The sequence below is a fragment of the Mucilaginibacter sp. genome, from assembly GCF_039207105.1.
In the GTDB taxonomy this organism is placed as follows: Bacteria; Bacteroidota; Bacteroidia; order Sphingobacteriales; family Sphingobacteriaceae; genus Mucilaginibacter.
Genome location: NZ_JBCECK010000023.1, coordinates 32,464 through 52,265, shown reverse-complemented (window position 1 = coordinate 52,265; position 19,802 = coordinate 32,464). Strand labels below are relative to the sequence as shown.

At 41.6% G+C, this 19,802-nt stretch carries 14 protein-coding genes; 9 read left to right on the top strand and 5 right to left on the bottom strand.

What is annotated here, in order from left to right; all coding sequences use genetic code 11:
- Positions 1–1,581: ATP-binding protein (locus AAGC65_RS07180; RefSeq protein WP_343111748.1), on the top strand; the 1,581-nt coding region annotated here is incomplete at its 5' end.
- Here the strand turns inward: AAGC65_RS07180 and AAGC65_RS07175 are convergent.
- Positions 1,578–2,039 carry a type I restriction enzyme HsdR N-terminal domain-containing protein gene (locus AAGC65_RS07175; protein WP_343111747.1) on the bottom strand — a complete coding sequence of 154 codons (462 nt, stop codon included), beginning with the start codon at positions 2,037–2,039 and terminating at the stop codon, positions 1,578–1,580. The two genes, AAGC65_RS07180 and AAGC65_RS07175, sit on opposite strands and share 4 nt — an antisense overlap.
- A 151-nt stretch (positions 2,040–2,190) precedes the next feature.
- Between AAGC65_RS07175 and holA the strand changes: the two genes are divergently transcribed.
- The 3 genes from holA (at position 2,191) to AAGC65_RS07160 (ending at position 4,957) form a co-directional block, all read left to right on the top strand.
- Positions 2,191–3,213: a DNA polymerase III subunit delta gene (gene holA, locus AAGC65_RS07170; RefSeq protein WP_343111746.1), complete on the top strand. Its 1,023-nt coding sequence runs from the start codon at positions 2,191–2,193 to the stop codon at positions 3,211–3,213.
- A 301-nt stretch (positions 3,214–3,514) separates the two neighbouring features.
- Positions 3,515–4,078: an adenylyl-sulfate kinase gene (gene cysC, locus AAGC65_RS07165; protein ID WP_343111745.1), complete on the top strand. Its 564-nt coding sequence runs from the start codon at positions 3,515–3,517 to the stop codon at positions 4,076–4,078.
- Positions 4,079–4,123: 45 nt separating this feature from the next.
- Positions 4,124–4,957, top strand: coding sequence for a sulfotransferase (locus AAGC65_RS07160; RefSeq protein WP_343111744.1), 834 nt, complete (start codon positions 4,124–4,126; stop codon positions 4,955–4,957).
- Positions 4,958–4,972: 15 nt separating this feature from the next.
- Here the strand turns inward: AAGC65_RS07160 and AAGC65_RS07155 are convergent, their stop codons facing one another.
- A complete protein-coding gene (locus AAGC65_RS07155; RefSeq protein ID WP_343111743.1) occupies positions 4,973–7,912 on the bottom strand; it encodes a PAS domain-containing protein in 2,940 nt (979 codons plus the stop codon).
- Positions 7,913–8,095: 183 nt separating this feature from the next.
- Between AAGC65_RS07155 and AAGC65_RS07150 the strand changes: the two genes are divergently transcribed.
- The 3 genes from AAGC65_RS07150 to AAGC65_RS07140 all read left to right on the top strand — a co-directional run bounded on the left by AAGC65_RS07150 (position 8,096) and on the right by AAGC65_RS07140 (position 12,806).
- Positions 8,096–8,677, top strand: a complete 582-nt coding sequence (locus tag AAGC65_RS07150) for a DUF1572 family protein (RefSeq protein WP_343111742.1) — start codon at positions 8,096–8,098, stop codon at positions 8,675–8,677.
- A gap of 48 nt (positions 8,678–8,725) precedes the next feature.
- Positions 8,726–11,710, top strand: coding sequence for a glycosyl hydrolase family 28-related protein (locus AAGC65_RS07145; protein WP_343111741.1), 2,985 nt, complete (start codon positions 8,726–8,728; stop codon positions 11,708–11,710).
- Between the two features lie 340 nt (positions 11,711–12,050).
- Complete coding sequence (locus tag AAGC65_RS07140; protein ID WP_343111740.1) at positions 12,051–12,806, top strand: ThuA domain-containing protein; 756 nt, start codon at positions 12,051–12,053, stop codon at positions 12,804–12,806.
- Positions 12,807–12,822: 16 nt separating this feature from the next.
- Here AAGC65_RS07140 and AAGC65_RS07135 read toward each other — a convergent pair whose 3' ends face one another.
- The 3 genes from AAGC65_RS07135 to AAGC65_RS07125 all read right to left on the bottom strand — a co-directional run bounded on the left by AAGC65_RS07135 (position 12,823) and on the right by AAGC65_RS07125 (position 15,368).
- Positions 12,823–13,995 (bottom strand): DUF5009 domain-containing protein, encoded by a 1,173-nt coding sequence (locus tag AAGC65_RS07135; RefSeq protein WP_343111739.1) that lies wholly within the window; start codon positions 13,993–13,995, stop codon positions 12,823–12,825.
- 214 nt (positions 13,996–14,209) lie between these two features.
- Positions 14,210–14,593, bottom strand: coding sequence for a DUF3037 domain-containing protein (locus AAGC65_RS07130; protein WP_343111738.1), 384 nt, complete (start codon positions 14,591–14,593; stop codon positions 14,210–14,212).
- Positions 14,571–15,368: a HipA family kinase gene (locus tag AAGC65_RS07125; RefSeq protein WP_343111737.1), complete on the bottom strand. Its 798-nt coding sequence runs from the start codon at positions 15,366–15,368 to the stop codon at positions 14,571–14,573. The genes AAGC65_RS07130 and AAGC65_RS07125 overlap by 23 nt, the downstream gene beginning before the upstream one ends.
- Before the next feature lie 149 nt (positions 15,369–15,517).
- On the opposite strand from AAGC65_RS07125, the gene cysQ reads away from it, so the two are divergent.
- Entirely contained in the window at positions 15,518–16,303 is a 786-nt protein-coding gene (cysQ, locus tag AAGC65_RS07120) for a 3'(2'),5'-bisphosphate nucleotidase CysQ (RefSeq protein ID WP_343111736.1), read from the top strand.
- A 457-nt stretch (positions 16,304–16,760) separates the two neighbouring features.
- On the top strand, positions 16,761–19,790 hold the full coding sequence (locus tag AAGC65_RS07115; protein WP_343111735.1) for a TonB-dependent receptor: 3,030 nt from the start codon (positions 16,761–16,763) through the stop codon (positions 19,788–19,790).
- Positions 19,791–19,802 lie beyond the last annotated feature (12 nt).

Below are 19,802 nucleotides of genomic sequence, written 5' to 3'. Positions count from 1 at the left end.
GCATTAACCTACAAACCCAATTGGTATTTGATATCACACGCGTTGCTTATTGTGGGTACCATAGCCAATATGAGCATTGTTTACGTCTCGTTGCAAAGCATCAATATCATAACCGTACAGGTTGTTATTATCATTATCATATTTGGCTACTATATGGTTGGGCAAAAGTGGGGGCTCATATACTCCTTATTAAATACCTTACCTGTATTGCTTTTTTTGATCATTGAGTACCGCTACAATTATGTAATAAGCATAAAGCCCGACCGAATTGATCAGGCAACCATGATGATTAGCCTGTTTGCCAATTTTATCCTACTGATTTATATCCACAGCCACTTTTACAATGCCTTTATTAAAAACATCAGGCAGCTTAAGCTAAGTGCTAAAAAGCAGGCAGTATTAAACGTTCAACTTGAAGGCGCTATTGAGAAGGCCGAAAAGTCAGCTTACGCAAAATCGGAATTTCTATCTACCATGTCGCACGAGATCCGTACACCGCTTAATGCCGTAATTGGTATGAGTAATTTGCTGATGATGGGCAGCCCAAGGCCTGAACAAAGGGAAAACCTGGAGATACTGAAATTTTCGGCTAATAACCTGCTGGCTATTGTAAACGATGTACTTGATTTTAATAAGATAGAAGCAGGTAAGCTCGTGTTTGAGAATATCCGTTTTAATTTAACAGAGATGATGAATAATATTTGCGGCGCGCAAATATTAAAGGCTACAGAAAAAGGCTTACAGTTTAAATTAACTATTGATGAGGCGCTGAAAGACAAAGTGTTTTTTGGCGATCCTACCCGCTTAACTCAAATTATTTTTAACCTGATAAGCAATGCCGTGAAGTTTACTGAACGGGGAAGCGTTAAGGTGATGGTAACCTGCCTGGAAGACAGGCACAACACCATTACCGTTAATTTTTTGGTGAAAGATACCGGTATAGGTATTGATGAGGAAAACCTAAGTAGCGTATTTGAGCCTTTTACTCAGGAATCATTAGCTACTACGCGCCAGTACAGTGGTACCGGTTTGGGTTTAGCCATAGTAAAACGACTGCTTAATATGCAGGGCTTGAAAATAAATTTATCGAGCAAAAAAGGAGTGGGATCTGAATTTTCATTCAATATGGAATTTCCGGTATCAACAGAAGTTGTTATTAAAAATGAAAACAAACAAACAGAAAATACCGATAAATTTGGCCTGAAGTATTTGAAGTTACTTATAGCTGAGGATAACATGGTTAATGTAATGCTCATGAAAAAGCTGCTGTCAAAATGGGAAATAACCCCCACTATTGCCGAAAATGGTGAACGCGCTGTGGAGTTTATGCAATATGGTAATTTTGATATTATACTAATGGATTTGCAGATGCCAATAATGAACGGTTTTGATGCAGCCAATGAAATCAGGAAAATGGCCGATCCTAAAAAGGCCCGCGTACCAATCATCGCATTAACTGCTTCGGCAATGGCCGATATTAAGGATAAGATTTGTGAGGCCGGTATGAATGATTACGTATCAAAACCCTTTAAGCCCGATGAACTTATTGAAAAGATACAGAATTACATGGCTATAGCCTAAATGTTCCTGACATAGGCAGGCAGATCTTCCATAAAACTGTATCGCTTTTGATCCAGATCAATATTGCAATAATAATGCTGCAGGCCGTTGCTTACCGCCAGTAATGATACCTGGTGTACCATGTTATAACGCGCTATCTGGTCAAACGTTTTTTGATCAATAGTTACCGATGGAGCCTTGCACTCCACTATTAATATTCTTTTCCCTTCGGCATTAAACACTACGATGTCTGTCCGTTTTTGGAGGCCGTTCAGTTTCATGCCACCCTCAAGTTTTATAAGCGTACGAGGGTAGTTTTTCTGCTTAATAAGATATTGCACAAAGTGTTGGCGAACCCATTCCTCTGGGGTAATAATGATATTTTTTTTTCTGATCTCATCAAATAAGGTAAGCTGCCCGTTTTGGTCACTTATTTTAAAGGGGTATGGAGGAAGATTAAGTGGTTGCAGCAGATCCATTATTTAATTCAAAAGTCAAAAGTAAAAATTCAAAACCCTTATCGGGGCAAAATTCAAAGTAAATTAACAATAAAGCCTTATTTAAATTTGATATGACAACATGCTTGTCCTTTTGAATTTTTACTTTTGACTTTTGAATTGAATCACCGCCATGACTGCAGCAGAGATATTAAAAGATATTAAGAATCGTAAGTATAAACCCCTGTATCTGCTGCACGGTGAAGAACCGTATTTTATTGATCTGGTTAGCAATTACATAGAACATAGCTTACTTTCTGATGCCGAAAAAGGCTTTAACCAAACGGTTGTTTACGGCAAAGATACCGAGATGATGGCCGTGCTTAACGCGGCCAAACGTTACCCGATGATGGCTGATTACCAGGTTGTAATGGTGAAAGAGGCGCAGGATATGAAGTGGGGTAAGGATGATGATAATAAAAAAAGTATTGACCCTTTATTGAGCTATCTGGAAAATCCATTGCCCAGTACCATTTTAGTGTTTTGCTATAAGTATGGCAAATTTGATAAGCGTAAAAAAACGTATAAGGCCATTGAAAAAAACGGACTCATTTTTGAATCAGCCCCATTGTATGACAGTAAGATACCTGCCTGGATAGAGGGTTACATCAGCGATAAAGGGTACAAGATCAACGCGCAGGCGTCGGCTATGCTTTCTGAATATCTGGGCAACGATCTGTCAAAAATTGCCAATGAACTGGAGAAACTGATGCTGAATGTAGCCTCGGGTCAGGAAATTACGCTAAAGCATATTCAGGATAATATTGGCATCAGTAAAGAATATAATGTATTTGAATTGCAAACAGCCTTGAGTAAAAAGGATGCTTATAAGGTTAACCAGATCATCAACTATTTTGAAGCCAACCCTAAATCAAATCCAATTGTGTTGATACTGGGTAACCTGAATAATTATTTTAGTAAAGTGTTGGCTTATCATTATGTAAAAGACAAATCGCAGCAAAACCTGGCCCGCGAATTAGGTGTAAACCCCTATTTTGTGAAAGATTATGAGCAGGCCGGGCGCAGTTACAACTATCCAAAAACAATGCAGATTATCAGCTACCTGCGCGATTATGATTTGAAAAGCAAAGGGGTTGACTCTAACGCGCCACATGGCGAACTGATGAAAGAACTGATGTTTAAAATACTACACTAATTGATGTAAAACTGTTTCAAGTCCTTGTCTCCGAGGTTAAAAAGCGTAACATTTTTGATAGGTGTATCAATTTATTGCTGCTTAACGTAACAAGGAAGATTTGCCTGAAAACTGTGTTTTTTAAATCATTTGGATGATTTTAGCATGAAATTCCTGCTCTAACTACCAGCTTTTATCCTGATTGTAAAGGCTTATTTACAATACCGAGCCATATTAAAGATAAGTTAATTTATAAGTTCACGTTCTGAAAGTGTCCTGCAACGCTTTCGCAAGATGATATTAATTAACTTAACTATTAGGTATGATACTTTTATTTTGCGGTTTATCCGGTGCAGGAAAAACAACATTAGCCAAAAATGTTGCTCTTGAATTGATCGAACTTGGGATAAGAACAGAGATCATCGATGGCGATGAATATCGCCAGGAAATATGCAAAGATCTCGGCTTTTCAAAGGCCGACAGGTGTGAAAACATCAGGCGATTAGGCTTTATTGCCAGCAGATTTTCGGCCCAGGGAATTGTTACCATCGTTAGCGCCATTAATCCTTATGATGAAGTTAGGCGGGAACTTATCGCAAAGTACAACCATGTACATATTATACATGTGGATTGCCCTGTTGACAGATTGATTTCCCGCGATACCAAGGGGCTTTATGAAAGAGCTCTTTTACCAGACTCGCATCCTGATAAACTCAGAAACCTGACCGGCATTAATGATCAGTTTGATGTACCCTATGATGCTGATCTTTACATTAATACCAGCCAGGATAATGTAAAACAAAGTACTTCTTTATTGCTTTACTATATATTAAGTAATCTTCCTACTACAGAACGAAGCGTTTATAATATGACTGACAGTTTTTAAGCTACTTGCTTAAGCATGTTTAATTAATTGTCTTTTTAAAAACTTATGCAAAAAAGAACCCTTATTATAGCCGGGATGCATCGCTCCGGTACATCGCTTATTTCGCAATGGCTGTTCAAATGCGGGCTGCAACTTGGCGAAAAACAATTAGGCCCTGATAATGGCAACTCTGATGGCCATTTTGAAGATGTAGAGTTTTTGAAGATGCACGAAGAGGTACTGGCTAATAACAATCTGCCGGTTTCTGGCTTAACCGATGAGCATATTGATAATTTTTCTATCTACGAAAAAGAGAAATTAAAAACCATTATAAAAATAAAGCAGCAGTTATACGACCAATGGGGATGGAAAGACCCGCGTACCTGCCTGTTTTTGGATGTTTACCAGGAATTGCTGCCCGATGCTTGTTATCTCATCATTTTACGTGATTATCAATCTGTAGTGAGCTCGTTGTTAAGACGCGAGTTTAAAATTATGGATAATAAATACCTGGCCAGAAAATACTTGTCACGGTTGTTATGGCTAAAGGTAAGGCGTAAACGCAGGCAGCAAAAGCTTTCGCATAGTAAGGCAGCAGAGTACTTAAAAGTATGGATAGCCTACAATCAGGAGATATTAAACTGCATTAAAAAATTAGATCCCGATTCATTTGTTGTAATTAACTATTCGATGTTGAACGATGCCGACACCGGGCTCTTTAAGCATCTGGAGAAAGACTGGAATTTTTCATTGAAATATTTCAGCTTTAAGGATGTATTTAAGAAAGATCAAATAGGTGAAGACATAGACATAGAGCATTACATAACCGATAAATCAGTTATTGAAACTGCAAAGCACTTGCAGGATGAATTGAAAGGGTATTTGAAGGTAATGAAATAACAGGCTGGTTAAAGCCTATTGTTCATTGATCCAGGCTATTGCATCTGCTGCCTCAGTAAAAAACTGAATCTTTAACTTTTTTAAAGACGAATCTGCACTTTTACGAGCCGATAGCTGACTAAATACACTTGGCGAATTTACCCAGGCAAAATATCGTAACCCTGCTTTTTCCATAGCCGGAAACCATTCCTGAGCGCCCCAATCTGCCGCTTCAGACCAATTACCCAACACATGGATATTATTATTAAATATCTTATGAACCTTGTTTTTCACCAGCATATCCATCATGTGTGAACAGCCTTGCTGTACTGTGTCCAGGTTTTGAAAGCCTGTCCAGTCGGCATCAATGCGTTCGTAGGCTTTATTGTAACTAAGCGTAATGGAACTGTCTTTATAATAATGATCTTCGTTTTTAATGGGCTCTGTTTTTTTTGACGGGGCAAGCAGTAGCCGGAAGAAAAAGGTAGAGCCCTCATCAGGTTTACTCTCGATCCAAAAACTGCCGTTATGCCTTTTCAATATCTCGGCCGAAATAAATAGACCTAATCCCAGTCCCTCAAAACGCATAGCTGTATTATCAACACGATAATAACGTTCAAATAGCCTGGTCAGGTTTTTTTCTTCAATGCCTATGCCCCAATCTCGTACAGATACAATGAGGCTGTTATCTTCTTCGTTTACAATGCAGTTTACCATTACCTTATCAGCCTGGGGCGAATATTTGATAGCATTGCTCAATAAATTATTCACCACCTGCTCCAGCCGGAAACGATCGCCAATATAAGCTACATCTTCGGAATTTTCCAGTATGATACGGTGCGAGGATGTGGTATGCTGCACAGCATCAATAGTGTCAATAAGCATTTCACGGAAATTGAAGGATTCCATGTTGTACTCCATTTTGCCGGCGTTAATACGCGATACATCCAGCAGGTCATTGATCAGTTTTTCGAGCCGTAGCACATGAGCAGCAGATTTTTGAACAAATCCGGTAAGCTTTTGTGGGTCACTTATCCTGAGCATCAATTGATTAAATGCTTTGATACTGGTAAGCGGCGTTTTTAACTCATGGCTGGCGATAGACAAAAACTCATCTTTCTTTTGCTCGTTGGTTTTCTGCAGGTCAATATTGGTATTAGTGCCCAGCCACAACGTAATTTCGCCATTTTCTATAAGCGGAACAGCGCGGGCAAGGTGCCAGTGATATTGTCCGTCATGAAATTTTAATCGAAATTCTACCAGGTATTCTCTGCCTGTTTTTAATGCAGTAAGCCATTTTTTCAGGCAGCTTTGCATATCATCTGGGTGTATAAATTGCTGCCAGCCACGGTCGGTAATGGTATCGGCATTTTGCCCAAAATCATTACAGATCACCTCGTTCACATAATCAAGCTTGCCATTGGGCCGCGCTGTCCATACCTGTTGGGGTATGGCATTTAACAAAAATCGGAAGCGTTGCTCGTTTTCGGTTTCTTTTTGCCTGGTGCGCACCTCTTCCGTAACCTCGGTAACAAAAACCAGTATACCATCTATCTTATTAGCTGTATCGTAACGTGCCTGATAAATAAAGGTAAAATGACGATCCTCAATTGCCCCATTGGGTGTACGGGCAAGCGGTACCAGTAATTCCCTGCCTTCAAAAGTGTCGCCGGTTTTGTAAACATTTTTTAAAATATCATATACAGCATGATCTTTAAGTTCGGGCAATGCCTCCAGTAATGGTTTACCAGTAAGCTCTCGCCCCGGAAAAAGTTGCTGGTAAGCAGGGTTTACCAGTTCAAACACAAAGTCGGAGCCGTCAATTATACATATACCGGCAGGGGCCTGCATAAAAAATCTTTTTAACCTTTCATTTTGGCCGGCAATTTCGGCTTGTGCGTTTTGCAATTCAAGCGTACGTTGTTCAACCCTTTCTTCCAATTCGTCATTTAGCTTGAGCAGGCTTTGCTGGGCCTGATATAATTCTTCATTAGTGGCGCTCAACTCTTCATTGGCCGATTGTATTTCTTCGCTGGTAACTTGTATTTCTTCATTAGCCTGAGCCAATCCTTCATTAAGGGCCAGTAATTCATTGCTGCTTTGTTCCAGGCGCTTGCGCGCCAAAACCAGTTCGGTTATATCATACTTAAAACTTAAAACACCGGTAATATTACCCTTCTCGTCTCTTAAGGCCTGGCAAATAAAATTGAAATAATGATCTTCGGCTTTGCCGCCAATTTCTTTTGCCAACGGTATACATATTTCATTACCGGCAAAGGTTTCACCGGTTTTATAAACTTGTTGCAGTGATTCCCATACGGGCAGGCCGGCAACCTCGGGCAGGGCCATTAATAAAGGTTTGCCTAATACCCTGCGTCCGGGAAATAATTCTTTTTCGTATTGAGGGTTTATAAACTCATAAATAAGGTCGGGACCGGTAACAACAGCAATTTGGGCCGGCATTTCTTCAAAAAGCTTTTCCATTTGAAGGCTGAGGCGGGTGGCTTTGGCGGCAGTTTCCTTTTCTTTTTCCAAACTGGCTTTTAAATTCCGTTCGGCAAGTACCTGTTCAGTTACATCCTGGGTATGGTGAATAATATAGCATATATCGCCCTCCATATCCAAAACGGGAGTGTGGGTGGTGTCCCAGTATCGTTCCAGCAATTTGCCTTCATTGTCCGGATCAGGAATATCAAAACGGGTTATAGGTAACGTGTGCGGTTTGCCGGTTTCAATAGCCTGTGCCAGTGAAAAAGCTATGCCTCCTTCTTCAGCAGACCAATCCGGTATTTTTGGGAAAACATCAAACAGGTATTTTTCAAATAGCTCGGCCCGTACTTTCCCGGTTAGTTGTAAATACGCGTGGCTTGCAGTAAGTATAAACAGCTCCTTTGATAAGATCAGATAAGGGTGGGGCAGCGTTTCAAAGACCCTTAGCATGTCGGTAGGTAAGGCAGAACGGTGTTTTATAGGCATATTAAGTACAGAAATGAACAAGATTACTAAACCGGGCTTAGCTATTAAAATATTATCTTATAGCAAAATGTTTTAAAAAATAAATAAATAATAGCCAGGCAAAATTTATGAGTAGAAATTTCATGTTCCTACTCATATTAAACGATGATTTTTAAGTATTTGACATAGGCTATCAATAAAAATATGGTAACTTTATTTATGACATCTGAATATTTGGAAAGCGTTAAAAAACAATTTGCCTACTATAAAATGCTGGGCGAAAAAACATTTGACCAACTTACTGATGAACAACTACTTTGGCAGTTTAATGCCGAATCGAACAGTATAGCCATGATCGTTAATCACCTTTCAGGAAATATGCTATCCCGGTGGACGGATATTTTCAATACGGATGGTGAAAAAGAATGGCGCAACCGCGAGGCAGAGTTTGCAGAAATTACCGCGACTCGTGACCAAATGCTGCAACTATGGAGCAAGGGCTGGGATGCGCTTTTAAGCACGCTTGATAGCCTGAATGACACTGATCTTGACCGGATAATTTATATCCGTAACATGGGGCATACGGTTACAGAAGCTATTAACCGGCAGTTGGCCCATTATCCATACCATATCGGGCAGATTATTTTTATCGGTAAAATGCTTTGTGATGAAAAATGGAACTCGCTGTCTATTCCTAAAGGGCAGTCGGAAAGTTACAATGCCGGTAAATTCTCCAAAGAAAAACACCGCGAACATTTTACAGACGAGTTTACAAAAGATAAGTAAATTGCGCTACCCCGGCACTGCATTATACCATTTAAACCAAATTTTACCGTGAAGAAAACCTTATTACCTGTCCTATTACTCATTTTAACCAATGCGCTTTGTTATGGTATGTCACCTGCCGATGTGCCTGTATTCGGATCAGCCAAATCATTTTACCAGCAGCGGCTGGATGATAAAGATGCCATTTATTTTACCGCTGATAAATACCCCATAAAAGCTGATGGTAAAACAGATGTATCTGATGCCTTGCAGCAGGCCATAGCCGATGTAAAGAATAAAGATAATTTTGGTGTGCTTTTTATCCCCGAAGGGAAATACCTGATCAGTAAAACCATATTTATTCCGCGGGCCGTGCGCCTTATTGGCTACGGTAAAAAACGACCTGAGATTATACTGGCCAAAAACTCGCCGGGCTTTCAAACGGCCGATAGTACCGATAAAGGTAAAGCCAAATACATGTTTTGGTTTGTGAACAATCTCTCCAAACCAGGCGAAGGCGTTTCTGATGCCGGGGCTTCAACTTTTTACAGCGCGCTGTCAAACATCAACCTTAAAATTGAAGACGGTAATCCTGTGGCGGTTGCCCTGCGCACACATTATGCCCAGCACAGTTTTATTGCCCATGCCGATATTGACGCGGGCAAGGGTAAAGCAGGCATGTTTGATGTAGGTAATGAAATGGAAGATGTTCGTTTTTTCAATGGCGACTATGGTATTTATACCACAAAACCATCGCCGGGCTGGCAATTTATGATGGTTGATACTTATTTTGAAGGGCAACGCAAGGCCGCTATCCGTACCCAAGAGGCGGGTTTAACCATTGTAAGGATGAACGTGAAAAACGTACCTACCGTAATTGAGATAAACCCTAACTACCATGAAAAACTGTTTATGGAGGATAGCCGTTTTGACCATGTAAGTGGCCCGGCTATTATCATCAGCAATGAGGGTAATGCCTTTAACCAGATCAGCCTGCGCAATGTGGATTGCCGCGATGTGAAGGTGTTGGCCAGTTATCGCCGCAGCGGTAAGCAAACGGAAGGTGTAGGGGCTATATATAAGGTAAAAAATTTCATGTATGGTTTGCAAATGGATAACCTTACTGCCGATCCCGAATACAAAACCATTAAGGAGTTGCAACCACTGCAGGCTTTCCCGCCGCCGGCAAAAAAAGATATTCCCGATTTTCCGGTTATTGCAAGCTGGGCCAACCTGCAAGCATTAGGCGTCAAAGGTGATGGTGAAACGGATGATACCAAAGCCATACAGGATGCTATTGATAAATACCCAGCCATATACGTGCCACAGGGCAGGTATCGCATTACACAAACTTTAAAACTAAAAACCAATACCGTGTTGATTGGCCTAAATCCCATAGCTACGCAAATACTGCTGAAGGATAATGAGCAGGCTTTCGGTGGTTTTGGAGGGCCTGTGCCGATGGTAGAAACAAGCAAAGGCGGTAATAATATTATCACTGGGATCGGGCTATCATCAGGGCGGATCAACCCGAGGGCGGTAGCCTGCAAATGGATGGCTGGTGCAAATTCATACCTGAATGATGTGAAGTTTTTAGGTGGCCACGGTGGTATGAACAAACCCGGCGAACAAACGGGGCCAGGGTTGTATAAGGGCAACGACAGCGATATGTGGGATACCCAATACTGGAGCCTTTGGATAACCGACGGCGGCGGTGGTACGTTTAAAAATATATGGTCGGCCAATACTTATGCAACGGCCGGGGCTTACGTTTCCAATACCACAACACCGGGCCGTATTTACGCCTTATCTGTTGAGCATCATGTGCGTAACGAGGTGAGGTTTAATAACGTAACTAACTGGAAGGTGTACGCTCTGCAACTGGAAGAAGAAAGCCGTGAAAGTACCGAATGCCAGCCACTTGAATTGGAAAACTGTGCCGATATGACCTTTGCCAACCTGTATATGTTTCGGGTGATTAGGGTTAACAAACCTTACCCATATTCTATCCGTAGCTGGAACAACAAAAATGTAGAATTGCTGAACGTGCACAATTATAGCCAGATCAAGTACACTACTACCGATCCGCTGTATGATGTTGGCACCAATACCACGGTTCGTCCCTGGGAATTTACCCGATTGGTTATTAATAGCGCTAATACGGCTAATCAGCAACCTGCGGAAAATAACGGAGTTAAAAAACTGGCAGCCGGCTTTGAGTTTGCCAACAGTTTGTGTACGGATAGCAAGGGTAACGCTTATTTCAGCGAAGCACGCATGAGGCGCATTTATAAATGGAATGCCGCAACCAATAGCATCAGCCTGCTGGCCGATTATCCCTGGGAGCCACTTTCGCTGGCTTGTGATCAGAATGATAAATTGCTGGTGGTGTTCAAATACACGCCTAAACCCGGTTATCTTGTTGATGGCAAGCCTGAAGAATTTAAAAACCCGGCCGATGCGGCAGGTACATCTTTTAGTGGTTGGGGTAATTCAGGTTTTGGCAGCCTGGTATATTCGGTTGATCCGGAAAATCCTGATGAAACTATCCAGCTACTGAATAAGCAAGCGATACCAACCGGCAAAACTATTTACCAGGCGCTTTATCCGGCCCATAGATGGAGAGATTTCCATGATTTTAATACCGTATCGGTAAATAAACCTACCGAATGTTGGGTAGCTCCGGATGGGTTAACTATTATCCCTGTGGTGTATGACTTGGCCCGTTCAAGCGCGCTGGTATCGGCTCGGCCGGGTAAACCTGTCTATACTACTGATGAATATGATAAGCGCACTGTACAGCTGGACGTAAGTAAGGAAGGTTATCTGAGTAATTTAAAATACTTTGCCGAACGCGGGGAGTTTGATTCGGCAGTTGATGCTAAAGGTAATGTTTACATAGCTGATGGACAGGTATATGTGTATGATAGCGCCGGTAAGCAAACCGGTCTCATCAAAGTACCTGAACGCCCAACATCACTCGCTTTTAGCCACGATGGGAAAACACTGTATGTTACCGGGCATAATGCTTTGTATGCGGTGGGGATAAAATAGTGCAGCCTCACCCAATCCTCTCCAAAGTAATAGCCCATGAAAAGGTATAAACTTTGATTTGCATGGCATACAAATTACTCACCCGGTCTATGCTTCGCTGGACCACCCTCTCTTCGCCTGCGGCGGAAAGAGGGCAGGAAAAATAGGTAAAGGAAAAAGAAAATATTCCCCACCCTCCTTTGCAGCGAAGCTGAAGAGAGGGTCGACAAGCGAAGCGATGTCGGGGTGAGTCGATAAATAAGCTGATTTGATAAAACTGCCTTTTGATGGACTATTATTCTCCAAAGGGGAGAGCTTCCCTTTGGGAGATTTAGATATCATGTAAGCAATAATTAAAACTATGAAAAAAATACTGTTACTTCTATGCACCGCGCTGTTTATCGCCTTTAACCTGAATGCGCAAACAAAGCGTTTTAAAGTATTGGCCTTGTATGAGAACGGCGGCCACCATATTGAGTTTTCAAAACGCGCTAAAATATGGTTGGATAAACTGGCTGCCGAAAAAGGTTTCAGTATTGATTACATTCAAAACACGGATAAAATTGATGATGTCTTTTTAAGCCACTACCAATTATTTATCCAGCTGGATTATGTGCCTTACGGGTGGGCAGATAAGGCTGTGACAGCCTTTCAGAAATATATTGATGAGGGCAGGGGCGGTTGGATAGGTTTTCATCATGCTACTTTACTGGGGGAGTTTGATGGTTTTCATGAATGGCAATGGTTCTCGAACTTTATGGGCGGTATTACTTATAAAAATTATATAGCCACCTTCGCCCGCGGAAAGGTTAACGTTGAGGATAAAAAACACCCGGTAATGAAGGGGATACCTGCTTCATTCACTATACAGCAGGAGGAGTGGTATACTTACGATAAAAGTCCGCGCGCCAACGTACATGTATTGGCCAGTGTTGATGAAAATAGTTACCAGCCGCAAGGTGATATTAAAATGGGTGATCATCCTGTAGTTTGGACTAACGATCATAAGAAAGCTCGAAATATTTATATTTTCATGGGGCATTCGCCCAACTTGTTGGATAACCCGGTCTGGACTAAATTGGTTACCAATGCTATTTTCTGGGCAGCGGGAAAGTAGCATGGATTAGGTAAAATTAAACTTTTAACCTGATCCGCCTTTTTTCCATAAGACCTACAAGGGCTATCAACACAAATGATAAGGCCATAGATCGGCAAAGGCCAAGGACGCCCGAATTAAAACCTTTGGGATAGCCGATATGAAACATCATCATCAGGAAAACCTGAAAGTAGGGCATTAAGTAGCAGGTGAGCGTACTGGTGCCTGCCGGCCATATCCACTTAAACCAGTTCTTTTTGCCTTTTACATCAATCAGGTATATCATGAGTTCAAATACCAATAAGGTGATACCGCTGCAAATAAATATCCAGGCAGGGGTTGATCGGATCTTGGAGATACCATCTGCATAAGGTCTTATCAAAAATCCCAGTACAATAAGCAATACTCCGGTAAGTCCAAAAATAAACCACAGGCGTTGGGTTTTGCCCAGCCCCACCAAAAGTGCATATACCTCAGATATAATAATACCCCCTGTAACCAAAAATGTAGATGAGGCGTCGCCTATCGGGAATATGGTTTTATTTAATGTACCCGTGTGACGGCCGATATTAATGACTGTAAATATGATGAGTACAGGTATCAGTATGCTCAACTTTCCTTTGCTTAGGAGGTAAATGATGGCACAGGTTAAATAAGCCCAGCCAATAACACCCAGTATGCCCCACCATGATGGCCGCATCCACACCGTTACACCATTATCTTCTCCTTTGTATAAAACGGCCATAGCTATGAGCAAGGCAACACCAAGTCCGGATAAAGTATATCTTTTAACCTTGCTCATAGTTTCGGGATAATCAAGCCAGATGAGGAAAAAAGCAAGCGTAGTGAGTACCGCCCAAAGTGGTTTTGAAATAGGTGCAGCTGCGCTGTAAATCTCCATACTTACATGGAAAAAGCCCATGAAGATGAGTGCAGCGCTCCGGGTAATGATATATAGTAAAACGGAGATAACGGAATTGCCTTTATTGAGCCTGTTTTTAATAGCAAAGGGCAGCGACAAACCCACTATGAATAAAAACGCCGGGAATATGGTATCGGCAAAGCCCATCGCATCTTCATCTATTTTAGCATGATCCAACCAATTCGGGGTGTCTCTTAAACCGCTGGTGTCATTAACAAATATCATCAGCAGCATGGTAATGGCCCGCAGCATATCGATTGATAACAGACGTTTGGGTAATTGTTGCATATAACGGGCCGTAAATTTTGAATACGATCAGAAGATACGGGATTTAGTTTACTGATTAGCAAAACTATACGGTAAACTATTATTTTAACAGTAATATATAGCTATTATTAGAGCCATGTCAATTGTAAATGACATGAAGAAAGCATTTTGTTAAACACTTACGAAGTTTTTAAAACTTCGTAAGTGTGTCCGATAAGTAATATTGGGCTTTTACTTACGCCACCAATTGCTCAAACAAACGATTAAGCGTCCTTTCGGCATCAAGGCACAGGCCCGGGTGTACTTTGGATGATTGTACCACCGTGCTGCGGGTAGCCGTAAGCCAGCGGAAACGGGAAGCCATATCCAGTTGAGCAATTGGGCCGGCATGTTTATCGCCGTGGCATATCCGCTCAAACGAGCTTACATTATCTCGAATGCAATCTATATCCAGTTGGTGCGCAAAAGCGCTTATCCGCGTTTCATCAAGCAGGAAACGCACCTTTAAAAATTTTTGTTTAGGGCAGTAAAGAATTACGCCTATGTTTATAAATTCCTCGCGCTCTACCCTGGGTACAATGCGTATTACGGCGTACTCAAATAAGTATGGCTCTTGCATGTTGTGCTTCTTTAACAAATATATCAGATGCGGCTGCGCGCGTAATTAAAAATTGGCTGTAAACTTCGCGCCTTTCAGCCGGTGTGCCATTTTGCGAATCGTCGGTAAGCCATTCATCGGGTATCAGGTTTACGATAGTGCGAATGCGGTCATCAGTTAAAATGGTCTTAAATTCAGCATCAACCTCATCTAACATGGATGCCAATGGCAACAATACGTGGTCTTTAACCTGTATAAAGGGGCGTTTGGCTTGCTCTTCCCAATTGTACCAGGAATGGTGAAAGTACAGGGCCGCGCCATGATCAATAAGCCAAAGCTCTTTATGCCACATGAGCATATTGGTGTTGCGGGGCGTGCGGTCAACATTGGTCAACAGGCAATCAAGCCAAACTATTTGCGATGCCAGTTTGGCATCGAGGGTAGTAACCACGGGATCAAAAGTGATAGCGCCCGATAGATAGTGCAGCGCCAGGTTTAATCCAACGCTAAATTTAAGCAGGTCCTGTATTTCCTCATCAGCTTCTGAGCGACCAAAGGCCGGGTCAAGATTAGCAAATACCAGTTCTGGCACCTTGAGGCCAAGCAAACGTGCAATCTCGCCACCAATAAGTTCGGCTATGAGCGCTTTTACGCCCTGGCCCGCTCCGCGAAACTTCAATACATACAAAAATTCATCATCGCCTTCGGCAATGGCTGGCAATGAACCGCCCTCGCGTAAGGGGGTTACGTAGCGTATCACATTTATGGTTCTGAGCTGAGGTTCAGTGTAATTCATAATGGATATTTAGTTTAATTCCTGTACACGGCAAACTAATTATTACCGGTAAACAGGCGAGTTGAAAATTAGGGCAAATTTTTGAGAAATCGGTAATTAAAGCTGCTTTGCCGAAATTATTACCTTTACATAACAGCTTAACCAGTTATATGATATTTCATTTTAAAGATCTTGAACCAATTGATTTAAATAAATTAAACAGCATAGCCAAAGAAGCGGGGGAGCAGATATTGAACATTTACAACCTGCAACCCGAAGATATGCAGGTGACTTTGAAAAATGATCAATCGCCACTTACGGCTGCCGATCGCTTATCGCACGAAGTTATATTTAAACAATTAACCGTATTAACGCCACACATCCCTATTATATCGGAAGAGGGTAAAGATATTCCGTACGAAACGCGCAAAAACTGGGAATATTTTTGGTGCGTTGATCCTTTGGATGGTACCAAGGAGTTTATTAAACACAATGGTGAGTTTACTGTAAACATTGCCCTGATCTATAAAAATGCGCCTGTTTTGGGCGTTATCTATATTCCGGTTACCCGGGAGTTATATTATGGTGGAGAAAATATTGGCAGCTGGAAAGAAACTGCTGAGGGTACAACCACGCAACTACATGCCGATAAAACCAGTACGGATTGGATTGCCGCGGTAAGCCGCTCGCATGCAACATCGGAGGAAGCCGCTTTGTTAAGCCAATATCCTATAAAGGAAAGTATTACAGCGGGCAGCTCGCTTAAGTTTTGTTTAATTGCCGAGGGCAGGGCGCACATTTATTATCGCCACGGGCCCACTATGGAGTGGGATACTGCCGCGGGCCAGGCTATTGCTACCAATAGCGGAGCGATAATGACCGGGCCAAATGGCGAACCTTTTTTGTATAACAAATCTTCGCTGCTCAATTCGAGTTTTTTAGTTAGGGTTAAATAGAGAGTATCGTATTTTAGGCAAACATCAAACGTTTGTGTTAAACTACGGTAATGCTTCTTATTGCTGTTTTAGCACAAGGCAATGGATTGTTGTCTGTTTTGAATGTTGATTGTTTAAAAAATGTGAATGCAATTGATTCTGAAAATAGACATTAGTTATACTGGTAAAATCAAAAAAAATCAACTCGGTCTCCTAATCCGGCGACTTTAATTTTATTTCCTTTAAATTATTATCTCCAAAAGCTTGTTAACCTGCTGTTAACAAGCTTTTTCTTTTTTGTACTTCTCTGCTTTGCCTGTTATCAAACGTTTGTGTTGTTTAAACTTTTGTAAAACAAACGTTTGCGTGGTGTTTAAGGGCTATGTGCTTTGCTTTGTTTAGGCCTTATCTCTAATTTCCAATATCCAAAAAATCTAACTGAAACTTATCGATTAATTAATACTAACACCAACAATGTATGATTAAAATTTACAAACAACTTAGTCTGGAGCTCCGGGAAAATGCCTTCAGCAAGGCAGCACCGGGCAGGCTTTTTTTTAAAGCCATGTGTTATTTAATATTTCTGTTTCTGCCTGCGCTGGTAAAGGCCCAATCAGTTATTAATGGTACGGTAAAAGATAACACAGGTGTTGTAGTAATTGGTGCAACCGTCACCGAAAAGGGAGCCAGAAACACTACCACAACTGACATTAACGGTAAATTCAAAATTACGCTTAAAGGAAACTTGCGTACGCTGGTCATATCTTATATAGGGTACAAAACGCAGGAGTTTCCGATAGGTAGTTCCGGCGAAATAGCGATAACCCTTCAAGAGAACCTGAATAACCTGAATGAGGTGGTAGTTGTTGGATACTCATCTAAACAAGTATCACAGTTATCCAGCTCTGTATCGGTTGTTAGCGGTAATAAGTTAAGGGATGTAACCTCCAATGATTTGAATAGCCTGTTACAAGGTAAAGCTCCCGGCGTGGTGGTGTCATCAGCATCAGGCGATCCATCTTCGGGTTCCAGCATCCTGATTCGGGGAGCAAGCAGTATTAGCGCAAGTACAAGTCCACTGGTAGTGGTTGATGGTAACATTGGCGGCACTTATAATCCCACAGATGTTGAATCAGTAACGGTTTTAAAGGATGCTGCCGCAACTGGCCTGTACGGGTCAAGGGCTGCCAATGGGGTAATTATCGTCACTACCAAAATGGGTAAATCGGGTGAGACTAAAATTGATGTAAACTCAGTAGTAGGCTTTAATAAGGCCACCTTCGGTAAGTTTCACTTGATGGATTCGCAGCAATTGTTTGATTACCAAAAAACATTCCTTACCCCTGATCCATCTTTATTAAAAAATAATACCAATTGGCTTGATCTGGCTTTCAGAACCGGGGTAACGCAAAATCATACTATTTCTGTAACCGGCGGCAGCGATAAAACGCAGTTCTATGTTTCGGGTAACTATTACAAGGAGCAAGGTACCTTAATTGATAATGGTAAAACAGCCTACAACTTACGCTCAAACTTGACCACTAAGTTGAGCGATAAGGTAAAGCTGAGTGTATTGCTAAACACTATATATACTAAGGATGATAACCCAAGCAATCTTTTTACGGGTAATGCTATATATGATGCTTATCTGAGCATGCCCTTTGACCCGGCCTTTAACGCCGATGGTACACCAACCGATGGCAGAACATACCCGGGCTGGGTAGGCCGCGATAAGGAGAACTTTTTGCAAGGCCTGCAATATAATTTTGCCAATGCCAAAAGCTTGAACACCAGTGGCGACTTTAATATAGATTATGCCATTACTAAACACCTGAGCTTTGCAACCTACAACCGGGTAACGCTCTACAATTATCGTGATGAGATCTATTACGATGCCCGCACTAAAGATGGTGGCGCCAACTCAGGCGAGTTATATAATAGCAGCAATTTTAGCAGTACACTGTTAACTTCAAATCGGCTAAGGTATGATAACAGCTTTGGTGATCATAACCTGTCGTTATTGGCAGTTGGTGAGGGACAAAAATATCACTATGACGATCAGTTCCTGAACGGAAAAGGTCTGCCTGCCGGAAGCCCGGTAATGTCAACCGCTACAGATATTATCAGTAACCCAAGTGGTGGTGTGGATGAATATAATTTCAGGAAATATCTGGGCCAAGCCGATTATAATTATGCAGGTAAATACTTTGTAGTTGGTTCATACGTACATGAGTATTCGTCACGCTTTGGCAGTAACAATCCAAGCGGTAATTTTTACCAGGGAGGCGCATCGTGGATAATAAGCAAGGAAGACTTTATGAAAAACGTAAAGACCTTTAACTTTCTGAAACTGCGTGCAAGCTATGGTACTACCGGTAATGCCGAAATTGGTAACTACGCCGCCTTAGGTTTATATAGTATTGACCAATCTGCCAGCTACAATGGTGCGCCGGGTTCATATCCATCGCAAAAAGCTAACCCTAACCTTACCTGGGAAAAAATCAAAACAACCAACATCGGTGTAGATTTTGGATTGTTTAACCGCATAGATGTTAACGTAGATGCCTATCAAAAAACATCAAGTGCGTTATTGTTCCAGAAACCGTTACCTGCGACATCCGGGTATAATTATGTATTTGAAAACATAGGTTCGGTACGTAACCGCGGGATAGAACTCAACATTACCTCGCGTAACCTGATTGGTGCCTTTAAATGGGAAACCAATTTTAATATAGCCTTCAACCGAAATAAGGTATTATCATTAGATGCAGGTGAAACAATGGCATCACCGGGAGCATCATTACCTATTGCCGTGGGCCATGATATGAACGAATGGTACATGCCTATTTGGGCAGGTGTTGATCCTGCAAATGGCAAACCGCTTTGGGAAAAACTGATTACCAATGCCGATGGCAGCGTTAGCAAACAAACAACCAGCATTTATTCAGAGGCATCAGCAAGTAAACAATTTACCGGTAAATCCGCGGCACCAAAATATACAGGCGGTATCACCAATACTTTCTCTTACAAAAACTTTTCGTTAAGCACCTTCTTCAATTTTGTTTACGGCAACTATGTGTATAATGATAGTCGTGTTTATTTTGATAACGATGGTTTGTACGATAGTTACAACGTAATGGTACCCGCTAAAGGATGGACACGTTGGGAAAAGCCTGGCGACATAGCTACCGAACCTAAAGCTATACAAGGAGGCAATAATAACTCCAACTCTACCTCATCACGCTACCTGGAAGATGGCAGCTACCTGCGCTTGCGTAATGCCACTTTCGGTTATCAATTACCGCAAATCTGGCTTAAAAGTTTAGGTATCAGAAGCGCCCGGATATTCATAAGCGGCGATAACCTGGTAACGTTTACCAAGTTTACCGGTGTTGACCCGGAAGTTGATCTGAGCCCTGATCCAAGTGTGCCGGGAAATAAAGGCCTATCAAGCTTTAAATACCCGATCAGCAGAAAAATATTGTTTGGTGTGAATGTTGGATTCTAAAAAAGATATTAA